Genomic DNA, 16,013 nt, shown 5'->3' with positions numbered 1-16,013 from the left:
ATTGCTGGGTTTTGCCAAGATCTGCCGCGACCTGACGGAGCGCAAAGCCGCCGAGGACGAGCGGGCGCGGCTGCTCGAGGCCGAACAGGCGGCCCGCAAAGCCGCTGAGGCGGCTGACCGGGCCAAGGACCGCTTTTTGGCCGCGCTATCCCACGAGCTGCGCACGCCGCTGGCCCCCGTGCAGATCGCCCTTTTTAACCTGCAGCATGAAGAGCAACTCTCAGCGGCCGGGCGGGAGACCGTGGCCATGATCGGGCGCAACCTGGAGGTGGAGCGCCAGCTCATCGACGACCTGCTGGACGTCTCGCGCATCGTGCACGGCAAGCTGGAGCTGCGGCCTGAGCCGGTGGACCTGCACGGCTGCGTGCGGGCCGCCCTGGAGGTGTGCCGAAGCGCCCTGGCGGCCAAAGGCTTGCAGGTCACCCTTCACTTGAAGGCCGCGAACCCGACGGTAGGAGGCGAGGGAGCGCGCCTGCAGCAGGTCTTCTGGAACCTGCTGCAGAATGCAGCCAAGTTCACGCCCGAAGGCGGGGCGGTGACGGTGCGTTCCCGGGAGCGCGAAGGCGGCGGGGTAATCGTGGAGGTCAGCGACACCGGTGCCGGAATTGCGCCGGGGTTGCTGACCAAACTGTTTGACCCCTTCGAGCAGGGGGGCGCGGAGGTGGGGCGCCGCCACGGCGGGCTGGGGTTGGGGCTGGCCATCTGCCAAGGCATCGTGCAGGTCCACGGCGGGCGGATCTGGGCTGCCAGCGCCGGCCCGGGGCAGGGGGCGACCTTCACGGTGGAGCTGCCCGCTTGGCCACCCGAGCCGGCCTCAGAACCCGAGGCGGAACGGCAGGAATGAAGGGCCGAGCCGGTGCTTCTTGTGCGTCTCCAGGCAACGACCGGCTCAACCAACGCGCAAGCCGGTGTAGGACCGAGGGCTGAAGGCCTGGGAGAATCTCACCCCGCCCCGCGCCTCAGTTGCCGGCAACCCGCCCGAAAACCGGTGTAAAATGCCACCCTACGCTCGATCATCCCCTGCAGGATTGCCCCTCCGGGCCAAGAACCGCTCAACGAACTTGAAAACCGGTTTAGGCCCAACGGGCCGGTAGAACCTAGCCCAGGGTTTACCTTGGGTAACCGTAAAATCACGATCGAGCCCTGAAAGGGCGGCAGAACCCGTCATCAACGCTTTCTGCCGCCCCTTAAGGGCTAGGTGGGGGGAATCGATTTCCCAGGGTAAACCCTAGGCTAAGGTCTGCCGGCCCGTCGGGCCTAGACCGTTTATACGGTCTAATAGGTGTAACGCCGGCAGGGCACCTGAGAAGGAAGGCAAAATTTTACCTCCATGGCTGGAGGTGCCGCGGTTGTTGCGCCGGCTGCCCTTCGGGGCAAACACCGGCTCAACTCACTCGCAAACGCTGTAAGACTTATGCTACTTGCAGGGGAGTTCCCTCGTGCCGGAGGGTATTCATATAATAATTATTGTATTTATAAAGTTTCGCTGGACATCTGCCTTTGCGGCGAGCAGGATGGCGCCATGAACCCACAAAAAGGTTTCAGCAAAAGCCCGTCGGCCCTGAAGAAGACCCGCTTGAGCGCCTTTCAACTTGCCTGCTCAAGCGAGTACCAGGTTGCCGATACCCTTGAGACGCTACGCCTCGCTGGAAACGTTTTACCTTCGGTCCCGCCAGCTTGCTCGCGATGGAGAGAATAATGGTCGCTCGGCACCCGCAATCGGGCCGCGTGCCTGCTCGCGCCGCGCTCAGGCCTGTGCATGAACTCTTAGACGTACAGGCGTCACCGACGGATTCACCTGCGCGTCCCACAGGCGTGCTTCTCCTCGTGGAGGATGAGCCCTTTGTGGCCCACTACATGACCTTGGTGCTGAGTCAGGGTGGTTACAACGTGGCCGTGGCCTTCAACGCTGAGAGCGCCTGGGCCCTCTTCCAGCGGCAAGCCCTTCGGGTGCGAGCTGTGGTGACCGACCTCCGCTTGCCGGGCGGTTGGAACGGGCTGGAGTTGGCGCGGCGCGTGCGCCAAGCCGCCCCCGACACGCCGGTGCTGCTGGTGACAGGCGATCACCCCTCGGTGCTCTTGGATCCGCGCTATCGCCTGTTGCTCAAGCCATTCAGTGGGGAGGCCTTGGGGGCCACCGTGCGTCAGATGCTCGAAGCCGAAGGTCCCTTCGGGGCCGCCGAGGCGGGCGCCCCATAAGCGCTGATTTAGGGCTCCTCTACAGGCTGTCATACCCGTTCTCGACCGGCTCAACCCCGTTGAAAGACGGCGTAAGGCCGGCAAGGGCGGTTCCCATCGGCGCTGCTTAACGTTCGTGACGGTGAACAAACTGATTCAGGAAATCTACCCGTGCCCAAACGGCTTGTTCTTTTTTTTCTAAAGGTAAGGTATCTTTCCAAAGAGCCCATTTACGTTCGTCGGCGCGAAGCTCCTCGCGCTGTACCGCGGTCAGCGTCTCATTCCAGACCCGGTTTAGATTCCTATCGGCGCGGCTCAAACTGCGGAGCAAATCATCCTCACTCTGGGCACGAACATTCAGTGCGAGGCCTATCATCATTATGATTAGTTTCTTCATTTGCAGGGCCAGAGAAGTACTCGGCAACGCCGGAGCCGAAGGATGATTGAGAGCCAGAGTCGCGGATCACGGCAACATCCGTAGCCGCTTCCGGACCGACGCCGTTCTTCTTCCATACGATCGAGAACGTTTCCGTCGTAAACGCGATCAATCATCTGTCGTCATGCGAAGCGTGTAGAAAATTCAGCGTCAGCTTCACCTACAACGTCGTCACGGCGAGCCCCAGGATCAATCAAGGCGAGAGGGAATCTACACATAGCAGTGAGGTTATCCTTAGTGGCACGATCGACTCCAGATCAGGAACGTCTCTTCCAGGGCTCGACGAATCCTCAGCCGGTAAGGACTGTGCATGAAAAAGGGGGCTGTCGGCAAGGAAAAGGCACTCGCCTACTCCTTTCGGATGAGAGTCGAGGCCAAGAATGGGTTCACCCGGCTTACGCCGGTCATGCTCTATTCACCGCCTCCACTCCGCCACGTCCGTTGCCGAGCGTCTGCCGCGCCGAAGCCTCCGCGTTCTTTCAGCCACTCGATCTCTTCCCGCTTCAGCGCTTCCTTCTCCGCAGCCGTCAGCCTATGCCTCAGCCGAGTGTAAACGTCATTCAGCCACTCCTCGGCTGCGTCACTCCCCGCGGCCCAGAGGCCGCAAAAAACCAGAGCCACAGGAAAGCGGCGCAGAAAAGCCTGCCGATCCTGCGTCTTAGCATCAGGGTCATCCGATTGTTCATCAACAGATCCTCGCGCGCAAAGCGCGTTACGGCAGTTGAAAGCCACAGGGCCAGCAAGGTACCCTGAGGCAGCGTCCTCTAACGCTTGGGTTTCTTGGTCGTCGAGGTATCAAAGTCGGTCGGTACCTTCCGTTTCCTGGTCCTGCGGGTGCCGGCAGGGAGGATATCGGCCGTATCCACGTCCATGCCGGCGTGAAGCGGCTCGATTTGAAACTGCGCAGTCACTGGGCAGTGATCGGACAGATGGAGGCCGTTCACGACGAATCCACGAGCGTTGGCATTGCCGGCATTGGCATTGCCAATTATCAATTGCCCTTCGCCGGGGTCGTTGCCATCGACGTAGGTTTGAGGGCCGCTTGTCAGCTTCACCTCAAAGTTCGTGGCCTGCTGGTCGGCAAAAAAGCCGTCGAGGATATGATTGCTCTGGTGCGTGCTGACTGCCGGCATGTAGACGCCGTTGCGGGGATTGCAGTTGAAGTCGCCTCCTACGATCCAGAGCAGGGGGATGGAACTGTGCCCGTCAAATTCGTAGAACGAATCGAAGTAGCCCTCGCAATTCTGCGCGGCGCCGAATCCCGACGTGGCGTGGAAGGAGACAAGCAGTAACTCGTTGTTGCCCTGGCCGTCGCCATTAAACAGCGCCACGATGCCGGCGGCGGGATGGCGGTTCGCCTGTTCGGCCCCGGATTGATACCTGAGATACGGTTTGGCACCCTGAGGAGCACGTGCGAAGCCGTGCCTGGAATAGACGACCGGACGGCAGGCCATGGCATCATTCTGGTTGTCGACCAGTGTCGAGACGTAGTACCTCCCCCTGAGTCCCTGCAACCCGTAGTAGGCGTTCAGACCGTTGCGGACATCCTGGCCTGGCTCGGTGATAAAGCCAAAATCGGCCCAATCGACGAGGTCCTTCAGCACCCGGAAGCGTTCCGTAATCGTCGCGTCCCCGCGGGATATCGACCGCCCGCGCTGCATGTTCCAGGTAAAGACCTTGTAGACCGGCATGGTCGGTTTCTCCTCGCGTCCGGGGTCGAGCGGCCACGGTCGGCGGGGTGCGCCGCGCCAGCCCGCCGGCGTTGCAGCCGCGGCACTTCTCCAGGTCGCCACGGTAGCGAAAGCGTGTAAGAAAGCTTGTAAGATGTCAAGGTAACGCACTGCATTCTAACTTCATGAGCACACCTCCGAGCACCCGACCGCCATTGCCGCCCTTTTCTGAGGAAACTGCGATTCGGAAAATCCGCCTCGCCGAAGACGCCTGGAACAGTCGAAATCCGGAGCAAGTGGCGTTCGCCTATACGGTCGACAGTGTTTGGCGCAACCGGTCCGAATTCTTTACGGGCCGTGAGGCCATTATCCAATTTCTGACGCGGAAGTGGGCCAAGGAGTTGGATTATCGTCTCATCAAGGAGGTGTGGGCATTTCGTGAAAACCGAATCGCCGTCCGGTTCGCTTACGAATGGCACGATGACAGCGGCAACTGGTTTCGATCCTACGGCAACGAAAACTGGGAATTTACTGCCGAGGGGTTGATGGCGCGACGGCTGGCGAGCATCAACGATCTGCCGATTGCGGAATCGCAGCGTAAATATTTTTGGCTTCTGGGCCGAAGGCCGGATGACCATCCCGGCCTTTCAGAGCTGGGTTTATGATGCTTCAGGGCCACACCGCTGCTGCCGAGCCCAGCTTTCGGGCAGGGCAGGCCCAGTGCATGGCCGCGCCAGCGACCACGGCCGGCGGCGCGAGGCGTTGCGCGTCGCCCCAATCTGTGCATTCGACGAGCAGGGACAGATCCGCCCCCGCCTCCAATAAAAGGGGCGACGACGGGTTGCCGGGGCCGCCGTCGGCGAGCAGCCGGGCCGTTCGTGCAAGCGATAAACGCGCCTCCGTACCCAACCCCTCCCCCAGTCGTCGGGTGACGGCCCGGATCGCCGTCGCTGCCATAAAATAGCCCGTTGCGTGGTCGAGCGCCTGCACCGGCAGCGGAACCGGCCGGTCCGACTGACGCCAGTGCATGCCAGTCTCCGCGATCCCGGTGCTCATCTGCACCAGGCTGTCGAACCCACGCCGCGTCGCCCACGGCCCCGACCAGCCGTAGGCGTTGAGCGACACGTCAATCAGTCCCGGCGCAAGGAAGCGCCGTGTGGCCGGATCGTAGCCGAGCCGGTCGAGTGCGCCGGGCCGATACCCGTGCAGCAGCATGTCGGCTTGCGCGAGCAAGGCTTCGAACCGCTCCCGGCCGGCATCATCCTCAAGGTCCAACCGCGCACACCGCTTTCCCAGGGTCACTTCCGGTATTACGCCCGGCTCGTCCCAGCCGGGAGGGTCGATCCGCAGCACCTCCGCGCCGTAGCCGGCCAGGAACCGGGTCGCGACCGGTCCCGCAAGCACACGGGTCAGGTCGAGCACGCGAAGACCCGCAAGGGGCCGCGACGGCGTGGGCGTCCAGGACGATGAACGATCTGCGCGGTCCGTGGCAACAATGTGAGCAAGCGGCTCTGCCGCTACGGCCCTGCCTTGGGGATGGGCCATCCATTCCGCGGACGACCTCATCTCCGCTGCACATCCTCCCGCGTCGACGATCGCCGCCTCAAGGTCCGCCTTTGCCCAGGGGGCAACCGCTCGCGCCATGCCGGTACGGTCACCGTGCCGTCCGAGCACCTGCTCTGCCGCCGCCCGATGGTGCGGGGCATTGGTGTGAAGCCTGATCCAACCGTCGCTGGTGCGATAATCTCCCGCAATAGGATCCCACGGCGCCGGCATCGTCCAGCCGATCGGACGAATCGACCACCCAAACCAGAAGGACGAAAGCCGCCGATCGACGGTGACCGGGGGGATGCCTGACAACGCGCGCCCAGCGAGTTCGGCTACGGAGAGGGCGGCTGCGGCGATTGCCGCGGTGGCAAAGTCAGTAACCGCATACGCCGCCGGCAGATCACCCTCGCCGGTGAACGACAGGGCGGAGGCGGCATTTTCCTGCCCACCAAACGACGTCCAAACCGCTTTGGCCAATCCGCTCGCAGCCGCGTCCATAATCACCATAATCACTTTGGGCTAAAAACACCGCCGTGTCGTCCGGGGTCCATTGAAACGGCATCTTACTCCCGTGACCCTGGAGCCGCAGAGCGCTCCTCCAAGCGCTTGAGCACTTCATCAGTGGTAGCCGTCTCTCCGAGCCGGGGAAAAATCTTCTCGATGCTACGACGGTGCGCCTCGGCGTCCCGGTCCGTCATCGCATCAACCACGAGCACCACGTGGTAACCACCCTCATAGGCGCTGCGCGCCGTCGATTCCACCCCGATGCTCGTGGCGATCCCGGCGATGAAGACCTGCGTCACGCCTTTCCGCCGCAGGTGCTCATCGAGCCCCGTACCGCTGAACGCGCCCCAGCGTTGTTTGCTAATCCGATGATCGCCGGGTTGCGGATCCAGTTCCGGCACCAGTTCGGCCCAATCGGGCGGCCGCGCCGGCAGGCTGGCGCCCGCTTCCGTGCGGCCGGGTGCGCCGCCCGTCACATTGACGAGCACGACGGGCAGGCCGCATTCGCGGAAGGCACGGGCCAGCTTCGCCGTCCGACCGACGACCTCGGCGCCGGGATGGACGGTCGGCAGGCCAACGATGCCCTTCTGCAGGTCAATCACGATCAGGGCGGCTGTATCGTCGAGTTGGGTCAGGGGCATGCTTTTTCCTTTCGGTTGAGGGTGGTCATCAGGTCGTCGCTTTTCGCCGGGAACGCCAGCCGATCCCGCGCCGCGACACGACATAGAAGCAGGCAACACCGTTACTGGATTTCCCCGGAGCCCAGGTAGCGGGCGATCAGCTCATGCCAGCCAGGCTCATGAATTTTTCGCAACAACACCCGGTTGATCGATTCGCGTAAGGGGCTGCCTTCACGAAGGGCAAAACCGTAAAGCTCCCGGTCCAGCAGCACCGGAACGACGCTCAACTGGTTAGGGTACCGCGTCCGGGCCAGGTAACGCAACAGCGGCTCGTCATTGACCGCCGCATCGATTTCACCGTCCCGCAACGCGTCAAGCAATTGGTCGGGCGCAAACGTCTTGAACTCCACGCCGTGCGCCCGCAGCAGCTCCTCGGTGGTCGCGATGGGAATCGTTCCTACCCGCAGGCGGCGCAAATCGGCCGCGTCATGGATGACGACCGAGCCGCCCAGGCGCTGCGCCGTGAGGATCGAGGCCATGGTGGCCGTAAAGGCGGACACCAGCACCAGGCTGACAAACATCCAGAGCACGGCCACCAGCCGGCCCCGAAAAGTCCGCGGCGAGAGGTCCCCGTAGCCGACGGTGGTCATCGTCACGGCCGCCCACCACAGCGCGGAACCAAGTCCCCGCAGCGGATCGCCCCTGCCGAATTGGGCGGCGTTGCGGCGCCGTTCGCAAAGCCAGATCGAGCCGGCGGCCAGGCTGAGGGTTGCAAACAGGCCCAGGACAATCCTGCCGATCGGGCGCCAGAACTCCCCGCTCAGCAACCCGGAAGGAAGCAGCGATTCCCTGTGGGCTGTCCTGGCCCGCAGCGCCACCCCGAGCCCGCCCACAAAATAGGCGTGGGTAAAATCGCAGATTTCTTCGCGCTCGGCGGTAACGGTCAAGGGGCCAACCGACAGATCCAGCCACCCTTGCTTGAGGCCGTCGAAGCGCCCGGACGGGTTGGTTTCCTGCAGTTCATAGTCCAGCCGGAGATCGTCGGCGATCGCCCGCCAAAGCTCCAGGCTGAGGCCGGTCCAGGATCCGTCCGGGTTACGGATGTCGAAGGGCGGGGCGCTACTGACGCCGACCCGCCATTTTTGTCTCGGCGGGGGCGGCGCAGGAAGGGGGGTCAAATCTGCCGCCCGAAGCAAGGGGAGGTGGTCGACGGCAAATAACGTCAAGCACATGATCACTGGGCCGAACGCGTGGTGACGGGGGGAGGTCATCGAGGCCATAGACACGATTTCGCGTCAAGGGGCAAGTGCCTTAAAAAGGGGCAATGAAAGGGGCAACGGCAGCCGCGATGCAATCGGAGGCGACGGTCATCATAACTTCTCTTCCTGGTTACCGCTTAGAACGAATGGACGCGCCGCTTCAGGGGGAGCGCAGCTCAGGATGTGCGGCGCACGAGAAAACAGATTACGTTGAGGATCAGCACGCCGCTGATCATCCCGGCGACCCGGTTGACCACAGGCAGGATCGAATCGGGCGGCTGGTTACCCGTCACTAAGGCCAGGATAAAGGCGACTCCGCCCTGGGTCCCGACGTAGCTCCATGGATGGCTTTTAGCCAGGTGCAAGCGCGACAAACAGGTGAGCCCGCCGATAAGCAGCAGCGACCAAAGCACGAGGGAGTCTGTAGCCCAAAACACCACGAGCAGTCCTGGAAGGCCGCCAACAAGGCATCCGAGGATTCTTTGGCTGGCCCGTAAACGCGTTGCAACCACATCCCGATCAATCGTGACGTAAGCGGTAATGACGATCTGAAGGGGGCTGGGCAAGTTAAACCTCGACCAGAGCAGCATGATGATTCCAGGCAACGCGCCTCCGATCAACGCCGCGACGAGCAGTTCGCGCTCTTGAGCGGTGGAGAGTTCGGCTTCCTGCGCAGCGGCAGCGGGGGCATCATTTCCGGCGATGCTCAGACCTAACAATGGACCGAGCAGGCGTTGGCACACCGTTGCAGCGAGGACGCCCGCGATGATTTCGTAGGCGCGATAATGCGCGGTCCGGTACACCGCCACCGGATCGTCGATGGCCATGACAATCAGCATGAGCGCGGTCACGGACCCAATGACCCAGGCGTACGAATAACGGCTTCTAAACCGCTTGTATGTTCCAACCGTTCCGATGAGCAACATCGCAGTCGCCTCACCCACCGGGTTTCCGGCAACCTGACGTACGCACTCCCACGCTACCACGTAAGCGCCGGCGGTCCCGGCGACGCGCAGCGCCGCCTTCAACAAAGACGCGCGTGGATCCGGGCCGGAAATGATCCAGGCCGAAATGACTGCCCACCAGGGATTATCACACTGCAGGGAGAACGCCAGCAGAGCGGCCAGCCAGCAGGATAAGCCGGTAATAACGCTATGCCGGAAATCGGGGTCCACGCCGTTCCTTTCACCGGTTGATCCACCAGACGGTGGCGTCACTTCCCATGAACAAACGCTTGCGGCTGGGCAAATCCCCCAGATTAATCTCGACCGGGAAACGCCGCGGCAGGCGGATCCAGTCGGTATTGGGCTGAACGTACGGCAACGCCGAGACACCCGAGGCCGAGCGCGCGACTCCCGGCGCGATGCTTCGAACGCGCCCCGTGTGAATCTGCCACGGGTCCGATCCGACCGTGAACCAGACGCGCTTGCCGGGTTGAAGGCCGCTCAGATGCCGCTCGGTAATGTTAGCAACCACGCGCCAGTCTTCCTCTGTAACGAGCGCCATCACCGGCCGTCCTGCTTCCAGATAACTCCCGGGGCGGAGTTGAAACGGAGCCACCCGACCCCCGGTGGGCGACCTAACCTGCGTACGGCTTAACTCATAGGTGGCCTTCGCCACGGCAGCTTCCATCTGTTTGACCGTCACGTGCTGCACGCTGATTTCCTGCTCGGCAACCGCCTTCGCGGCCTGAGCTCGGTCCAGGCCGGCGAGCGAGACCTGGAACGCCCGTTGAACCGTATCCAGCGTTTCCTGAGCCAAAGCGCCGCTGCTTGCCAACTCGACGGCGCGCTGCCGGTTTTTGGTTGCGTCCTCGTATTCGGCTTGTTTCGCGGCGATGTCCGACGTGGCCAAAGCCAATTGATCCTGGGTCCGCCGAAGGTTTGCCCGGGCGAGGTCAAGCGCCGCGCTCTGCCGGTCAACCTCGATCTGGAACGGCTTTGGATCGATGGTGAAAAGCAAAGCGCCGGCTTTGACGATTTGGTCATTGACCACGTCCAGGCTCAGCATCGGACCGTTCACTTCCGGCGCGATGATCACCACGTCACTCATCACGTAAGCGTCGCGACAAAACACGATCCAGCCGCTGAGAACCTCGAACAGGGCATACGCGAGAAGGATGACCAGGGCGGTACTCAGCAGCAGGTGTTTTTTCGCCCAGCCGACAATCGGGTTGGCCATCTTGCTGAGGAACATCACCGGTGATCGTCTGGAAGTGCCACGGCCGCTATGCAGCCGTAAAGCCAAAACGCGCGTCAGCTCAAACGATTACGCCGACGACGTTGACCAGTGCGGTCTTGCCGGCCCGCAGCGCGCGTTCAAGGGCGGGGCGAAACGCCTCCTCATACTATTCAGATAAGTTATCTCGGTAGAATGCCGGCCCAGGGGGCGCCGGCGCCGGAGGACGCTCCGTAGAGACGTTTATACGGTCCCATAGGTATAAAGCCGGCAGGGCATCTGGGAAGGAAGACGCCTGCTCAACGGACGACACGGCTTCTCAGGGGCGATTCTCGACGCAGGCGCGGCCATCGCGCTCCAGCACCACCTGCCGCATCCCGCGTCCACGCAGGGCTTCGTAGTCATGGCCCGCTTCGACCGGGCAGGTCCAGAGAAAAACCAAGGGCACGGGACCGGTGTTGACCGAACGGTGAGCCCAGAACGGAGGAACGTAGGTGACCTTGCCCGGAGCAAGTTCTGCCGTATAAGTGGTGCCGTCCTCGCGCTCAAACAGAACCAGGCCTCGACCTGAAAGTGCCTGGTAAGTTTCCGCGTGGTCGCGTTTCCGGTGAAAATGGCCGCGCGTGAGATGGTATTCCAGCCCTACTTTTCCCGGGTAAATGATCGTCGTACCAAAAAAGATGTCGCCATCCGCCTGGCTGTTATTGAAGGCGTAGTTCTCATAACAGACAGGATCATTCTCGTCCTGAATGCGCTGCTCCAGGGCAACCGGATCCAGAAAGAGTCCCCGCAGGTCCGAGAGGCGCTTCTGGTAATGGGCCGTGGCTTCGGGGATAAATCCGGTTTCGGCCACGAAAGCAATGCTGCTCGGGAGGGGTGAATCGGTCGCTTTCATTCAATCACACCGGGGTTGCATATCTGTCGTAATTGAAAACGAATCGATTGCAAATCGGAACACGTCTCCGATAAAAACACGGTGCCCCTGAACTCGGGCCACTCGGGCCATGGGACAACAACTCTTTCCAAGGCCGTCGAGAAGTCAGGCTCGAATCACCGGCCCCTTAAGGTAAGCCGCAATTCGTTCCAACGTTGCCTGGCGCGGCTTGCGTCTGCCGGCCAACCACTCGAGAATCACGCCTGAGTGTACACTCAAAAACCGTGCAATGCGGCGCACGGATCCGTCGTCCTGGGAAACGCGATCTCGCAAGGCGTTAAGGATGGACTCGTCCACCGCCCTCATTGCGTACGGTGGACAGGTCCCGGCTTCAGCCAAACCACCGGAATCGGGTACAGGGTGCTGGAGCACGGCCGTCCCGCTCCCTTCGCAGGCTGCACGCGACGCTGATTCGCCTGGGAGTGAGGGGCACGCTGCGGATCTCCCCGCCAGCCCATCGATCACCCGCTTCGCTTCATTTAGGCTGTCGCCGGCCGGCAGCGGGTCCCCGGGCGGATTCTCAATCACAAAGGAGCCGGCAGTCTTGCCTTGAACGTCTCGCGAATACTCGAGAATGAACCGGCCTTCGTAAACCGTGATGGATTTAAGCGTAGACATGGGAGGCCTTTCTTTTATGGTTGATGTGGCTCACGGCCGGAGGTCGACGATGCAGGTTTCTCGCATTTAACAGGGTGCCTCAGGGGATCATGGCTTCCTTTTTTCCGGCACCCGTGAAAATTCTCGCTTTTTCAAAAACAATATCAAGCCTAGAACCCTCACAAACCAAACCAACCTGAAGGTTGCCAGGTCAAGCCGGCGCACGCTTCGACGAGCTCAAGAGAAACAAACGGCGGCGCGTACCCCCGGTGGGCCGCCGGGCGCCTGCATTCTGCTGGCGTGCGCGACCCGCCTCCGTGTGGATCACTTCATCCGGCCCACAAACGTGAGCAATCCTCGCGTCCGTCCGTACGCAACATGCGCAACGCGTTCGACCGTTTTTTGGATGCCGGGCCCGGCCGGTCCGGGGTTTTTGTCCGTAACGCCGGGCTTTGCGTATGTGATCATAGGTCCGGATTCAGGCGGTGGCTTCTATAATGGGCGCTCCTCGTGACCACCGGTCCTCCCCTGTTCGGCGATAATATCTGCAGGCTGGAGAATATTCCTTAACTCACCAGTTCCTCAAATCTCATGAACATACGACCTCTTGGCAACTCAGACCTGAACATCACCCCGATCGGCTTCGGCGCTTGGGCGCTCGGCGGCCCGTGGCAGTTTGGCTGGGGTCCTCAGGAAGACCAGGACTCGATCACCGCTCTTCATCGTGCGCTCGAATTGGGCGTCAACTGGATCGACACAGCCCCTGCTTACGGCCTGGGCCACTCCGAAGAGGTCGTGGCCCGCGCCCTTGCAGACTGGGGCGGCCCGCGACCCTATATTTTCACGAAATGCGGCATAATCTGGGACGCTCAGCGTAAGGTCGACTACTCGCTCAGGGAGGCATCGGTGCGTCGCGAGTGCGAGGAGAGCCTGCGCCGGCTTAAGGTTGAGGCTATTGACCTTTACCAGATCCACTGGCCGGCAGACGATCTGGCCGAAACCGAGGAGGGGTGGCGCACGCTCGCTGCGTTGCAAAAAGAGGGCAAAGTGCGCTGGATCGGGACCTCGAACTTCAGCCGGGAGGAATTGGAGCGCGTCCAATCCATCGCACCCGTCACCAGCCTGCAGCCGCCCTATTCGTTGATCAACCGCAGCGTGGAGGCGGAGCAACTGCGGTGGTGCGAGGCCAACCATGTCGGGGTCGTCGTCTATTCGCCCATGGGCTCGGGGTTGCTGACGGGCGCGATGACGAAAGAACGCGTGGCGAATCTGCCGCCGGACGACTGGCGCCGCAACAACGCGGACTTCCAGGAGCCGAAACTTTCCGGCAACCTGGCTCTGGCCGAGCGGCTGCGCGTCGTGGCTGAGCGGCACGGGCGCACTCCGGGACAGGCAGCGATTGCCTGGACGTTACGCCTGCCGGTCATTACGGGAGCCATTGTCGGCGCGCGCAACGCCAAACAGGTTGAAGGCGTCATGGGGGCAGGTGACTGGCGGCTTACCCCGGAAGAGGTTGCGGAGGTGGAAGGCTGACCGCCGTAGCCTGAAATGCCGTGAGCAAGCGGGCCCTGCCAAAATGCCGGCGCGTTGGGAATTGCGGTTTCGCCGGAGCAATTCCACCGGTAGGGTGACGGGCACAAGTCCGGATGGAAAAAGGCGGCGGGGCGGATCATGATGGACGTATTATCCCCCCGCCAGACCGTCCGGCTTAGCGCAAATGAACAAACCGATACCCCCCAGTTGCCGGGTTCCCGTCTTTTCAGGGAACAAAAAAATCCACTTTGCCGAGAAAGAGGTGCCCGAGCCAGGGCCGAGCCAATTATTGCTTCGAATCCATGCCAACGCACTCTGCGGCTCGGAACGCCCGCAATTTTATGACGGTGCATCCGTCACACCCGGCCATGAAGCGGCCGGCACGGTGGTAGCCTGCGGACCGGGGACGCAGACGCCCGCCGGTACAAGCGGGGTGGTTTTCCTGATGGACTTCTGTGGCGAATGCCGTTCGTGCCGGTTGGGTTTCACGAATCAGTGCCTCCACAAGCGCGGCGACATGGGATTCAACCGTGATGGAGGGTACGGCCAATACGAGTTGATTCACGAAAACATCTTTTTTCCGGTGCCGGACGGGATTTCTCCAACCGAAGCAACCCTGCTGCTGGACATCATGGGTACGGGCGGACACGCGATTGAGCGCTGCCAGCTTATGCGACCGGACATCGAATCGCTCCTGGTTACCGGGGCCGGGCCGATCGGGCTGGGCGTCCTCGCCATGGCCAAGATCATCCTGGGCCGCGAGTTAAAGGTCCTACTCACCGACGTGGTCGCCTACCGGCTCAGGCTCGCGGAACGTCTTGGTGGTCTGCCCATCAATGTCGCAAAAACCACGCTCGACGAGGGCATCAAGGCGCACGGGTTGGAACGCGTCGACATGGCGGTGGACACCAGCGGCAGGCAGGCCGCGCGCCAGGCAGCCCTTAACGCGCTGGCCCAACGGGGCTCGCTGATCTGCGTCGGCCACGGCGAAGGTATCACCCTCAAGGTTTCACCGGACCTCATCAGCCCGGAGCGAAGCGTGGCCGGCAGCGAGTACTTCCGGTACAATGAATTGCCGGTCAACTTGCGACGGCTGCAGGAACACCGTGATTACATGAGCCAGATCATCACCCACCGTCTGAGTGTTGATAGAATTCAGGAGGCATTTGAAATGTTCTTCCTGGACGGGGAAACCGGCAAAGTACTTATCGAACAATGAGCGCCACCGACCCGAAACTAAAGGTTTGCCTGATAGGGGCCGGCCAATGGGGCCGCCAGCATGCCCGCGTTTTCTCGCAGCGGGAAGACGTGGCCCTCTGCGCCGTAGCCGGGCGCACCCTGGCAAGAACGCAGGCGCGTGCGGCCGAGTTCGGCATGCGTGCCTATACGAACATCGGAGAAATGCTTGACCGGGAGCGGCCTGATTTGGTCAGTCTTTCGCTGCCGAACCTGGAACATTTTGAAGCTACCCTGGAGGTAATCCGGGCCGGGTACGCGCTGCTGGTAGAAAAGCCGTTTGTGTTCGAGCTCGCGGAAGCTGACCAATTACTGGCCGAAGCGGAGAAACGCGGTTTGTTCTTTGCAATCAATTTCAACCACCGGTATGCGAAGCCGCTGCGCCTCGCGCGCAGCGCCGTTGAAGAAGGCCGCCTGGGCGAGATCACTCACGCTATCTGGCGATTCGGCGGCGAAGCCAACGTAAGCCCGCATCCCCATGCTAACTTGATCGAAACGCAATGCCACGGCTTTGATCAACTGGAGCACTTGTGCGGTCCGATTCGCTCGATCATGGCCGAAATGACGGACCTTACCGGAGGCGGCTATCGCACGATGGTGCTGGCTTTACGTTTCGCAACCGGTGCGGTCGGCAGCATGACGGGCACCTACGATTCATCTTATGCTTACCAGGACACGCACCGCCTCGAGATCAACGGTACCAAAGGCCGGCTCGTGGTCGATGACACGGTTAGACGTTTTTCCTTTCAAAAGGCGGGTGAGGAGACAAGTGAGGTTTGGCAGGCCGGTTATTTCAACGACTTTGATCGCGAATTTCACCGTACGTTCGATGTGCATCTCCACGCTGTGCTCGACGCCTTCAAACGCGGCGATCAACCACCGGTGCATGCCCGGGCCGGACGGCGCGCCCTGCAACTGGCCTGGGCCGCGGTTGAATCATTTGAATCGGGGAAAAGAATAATGCTGGACCCGTAAGGGATGACGCTTGGGCGTTTGTCCTATGTGTACCCTGGCCCGGGGCCTGCAAAGAATGTCGGCTAACAGGGGTATCGGCGCTGGAGGATGCTCCGCACCTTGTTGAACGGGTCTTACACCAATTCAGATAGTTACCCTGGTGGAATTTCGACCGGGTTTCAGCCCCGAAAATGCGGCGGATCGTAGCCCAGGGGTTTACCCCATAAGCGCTAACTTGTTTTGAGAAAATTCTGCGCCTGGGACTGGCGTTTCCGAGGGGACTCGCGTAGCGCCGCGGCCAAGTCGTGCCAATTTTCGATCAACTCGCGCAGGCTCAGGCGCGGTTCGATCGCCCGCACGATTTGA

The 16,013-nt window shown here is 61.7% G+C and carries 16 protein-coding genes; 6 read left to right on the top strand and 10 right to left on the bottom strand.

Annotated elements, in window-relative coordinates; all coding sequences use genetic code 11:
- Positions 1-844, top strand: an 844-nt coding sequence (locus tag JO015_21565; GenBank protein MBW0001693.1) for a HAMP domain-containing histidine kinase, incomplete at its 5' end; no start/stop codon positions are given.
- Between the two features lie 971 nt (positions 845-1,815).
- Complete coding sequence (locus JO015_21560; GenBank protein ID MBW0001692.1) at positions 1,816-2,199, top strand: response regulator; 384 nt, start codon at positions 1,816-1,818, stop codon at positions 2,197-2,199.
- Positions 2,200-2,305: 106 nt separating this feature from the next.
- Here JO015_21560 and JO015_21555 read toward each other — a convergent pair whose 3' ends face one another.
- Both JO015_21555 and JO015_21550 read right to left on the bottom strand, forming a co-directional pair.
- Positions 2,306-2,575 (bottom strand): hypothetical protein, encoded by a 270-nt coding sequence (locus JO015_21555; GenBank protein ID MBW0001691.1) that lies wholly within the window; start codon positions 2,573-2,575, stop codon positions 2,306-2,308.
- Positions 2,576-3,378: 803 nt separating this feature from the next.
- Positions 3,379-4,305 carry a hypothetical protein gene (locus JO015_21550; GenBank protein ID MBW0001690.1) on the bottom strand — a complete coding sequence of 309 codons (927 nt, stop codon included), beginning with the start codon at positions 4,303-4,305 and terminating at the stop codon, positions 3,379-3,381.
- Between the two features lie 164 nt (positions 4,306-4,469).
- On the opposite strand from JO015_21550, the gene JO015_21545 reads away from it, so the two are divergent.
- Positions 4,470-4,949, top strand: coding sequence for a nuclear transport factor 2 family protein (locus JO015_21545; protein MBW0001689.1), 480 nt, complete (start codon positions 4,470-4,472; stop codon positions 4,947-4,949).
- 4 nt (positions 4,950-4,953) lie between these two features.
- Here the strand turns inward: JO015_21545 and JO015_21540 are convergent, their stop codons facing one another.
- The 7 genes from JO015_21540 to JO015_21510 all read right to left on the bottom strand — a co-directional run bounded on the left by JO015_21540 (position 4,954) and on the right by JO015_21510 (position 11,945).
- Entirely contained in the window at positions 4,954-6,330 is a 1,377-nt protein-coding gene (locus tag JO015_21540; protein ID MBW0001688.1) for a CoA transferase, read from the bottom strand.
- A gap of 65 nt (positions 6,331-6,395) precedes the next feature.
- A complete protein-coding gene (locus JO015_21535) occupies positions 6,396-6,977 on the bottom strand; it encodes an isochorismatase family protein (protein MBW0001687.1) in 582 nt (193 codons plus the stop codon).
- 101 nt (positions 6,978-7,078) lie between these two features.
- The gene (locus JO015_21530; protein MBW0001686.1) at positions 7,079-8,188 is read right to left on the bottom strand and encodes a transporter substrate-binding domain-containing protein; all 1,110 of its coding nucleotides are present in this window, start codon (positions 8,186-8,188) and stop codon (positions 7,079-7,081) included.
- A 203-nt stretch (positions 8,189-8,391) separates the two neighbouring features.
- On the bottom strand, positions 8,392-9,390 hold the full coding sequence (locus tag JO015_21525; protein ID MBW0001685.1) for an FUSC family protein: 999 nt from the start codon (positions 9,388-9,390) through the stop codon (positions 8,392-8,394).
- A 10-nt stretch (positions 9,391-9,400) separates the two neighbouring features.
- Positions 9,401-10,396 carry an HlyD family secretion protein gene (locus JO015_21520; GenBank protein ID MBW0001684.1) on the bottom strand — a complete coding sequence of 332 codons (996 nt, stop codon included), beginning with the start codon at positions 10,394-10,396 and terminating at the stop codon, positions 9,401-9,403.
- 316 nt (positions 10,397-10,712) lie between these two features.
- On the bottom strand, positions 10,713-11,288 hold the full coding sequence (locus tag JO015_21515; GenBank protein ID MBW0001683.1) for a glucose-6-phosphate isomerase: 576 nt from the start codon (positions 11,286-11,288) through the stop codon (positions 10,713-10,715).
- A 144-nt stretch (positions 11,289-11,432) separates the two neighbouring features.
- On the bottom strand, positions 11,433-11,945 hold the full coding sequence (locus JO015_21510) for a hypothetical protein (GenBank protein MBW0001682.1): 513 nt from the start codon (positions 11,943-11,945) through the stop codon (positions 11,433-11,435).
- 570 nt (positions 11,946-12,515) lie between these two features.
- On the opposite strand from JO015_21510, the gene JO015_21505 reads away from it, so the two are divergent.
- The 3 genes from JO015_21505 to JO015_21495 all read left to right on the top strand — a co-directional run bounded on the left by JO015_21505 (position 12,516) and on the right by JO015_21495 (position 15,668).
- Positions 12,516-13,457, top strand: a complete 942-nt coding sequence (locus tag JO015_21505) for an aldo/keto reductase (protein MBW0001681.1) — start codon at positions 12,516-12,518, stop codon at positions 13,455-13,457.
- Between the two features lie 184 nt (positions 13,458-13,641).
- A complete protein-coding gene (locus JO015_21500; protein ID MBW0001680.1) occupies positions 13,642-14,676 on the top strand; it encodes an alcohol dehydrogenase catalytic domain-containing protein in 1,035 nt (344 codons plus the stop codon).
- A complete protein-coding gene (locus JO015_21495; GenBank protein ID MBW0001679.1) occupies positions 14,673-15,668 on the top strand; it encodes a Gfo/Idh/MocA family oxidoreductase in 996 nt (331 codons plus the stop codon). The genes JO015_21500 and JO015_21495 overlap by 4 nt, the downstream gene beginning before the upstream one ends.
- 209 nt (positions 15,669-15,877) lie before the next feature.
- Here the strand turns inward: JO015_21495 and JO015_21490 are convergent.
- Positions 15,878-16,013 (bottom strand): hypothetical protein (locus JO015_21490; protein ID MBW0001678.1); only part of this gene is annotated, 136 nt, incomplete at its 5' end.

It is taken from the genome of Verrucomicrobiota bacterium (assembly GCA_019247695.1).
Taxonomy (GTDB): domain Bacteria; phylum Verrucomicrobiota; class Verrucomicrobiia; order Chthoniobacterales; family JAFAMB01; genus JAFBAP01.
Note: the sequence above shows the minus strand (reverse complement) of the source record. Positions and strands in the feature narration are given on the sequence as shown.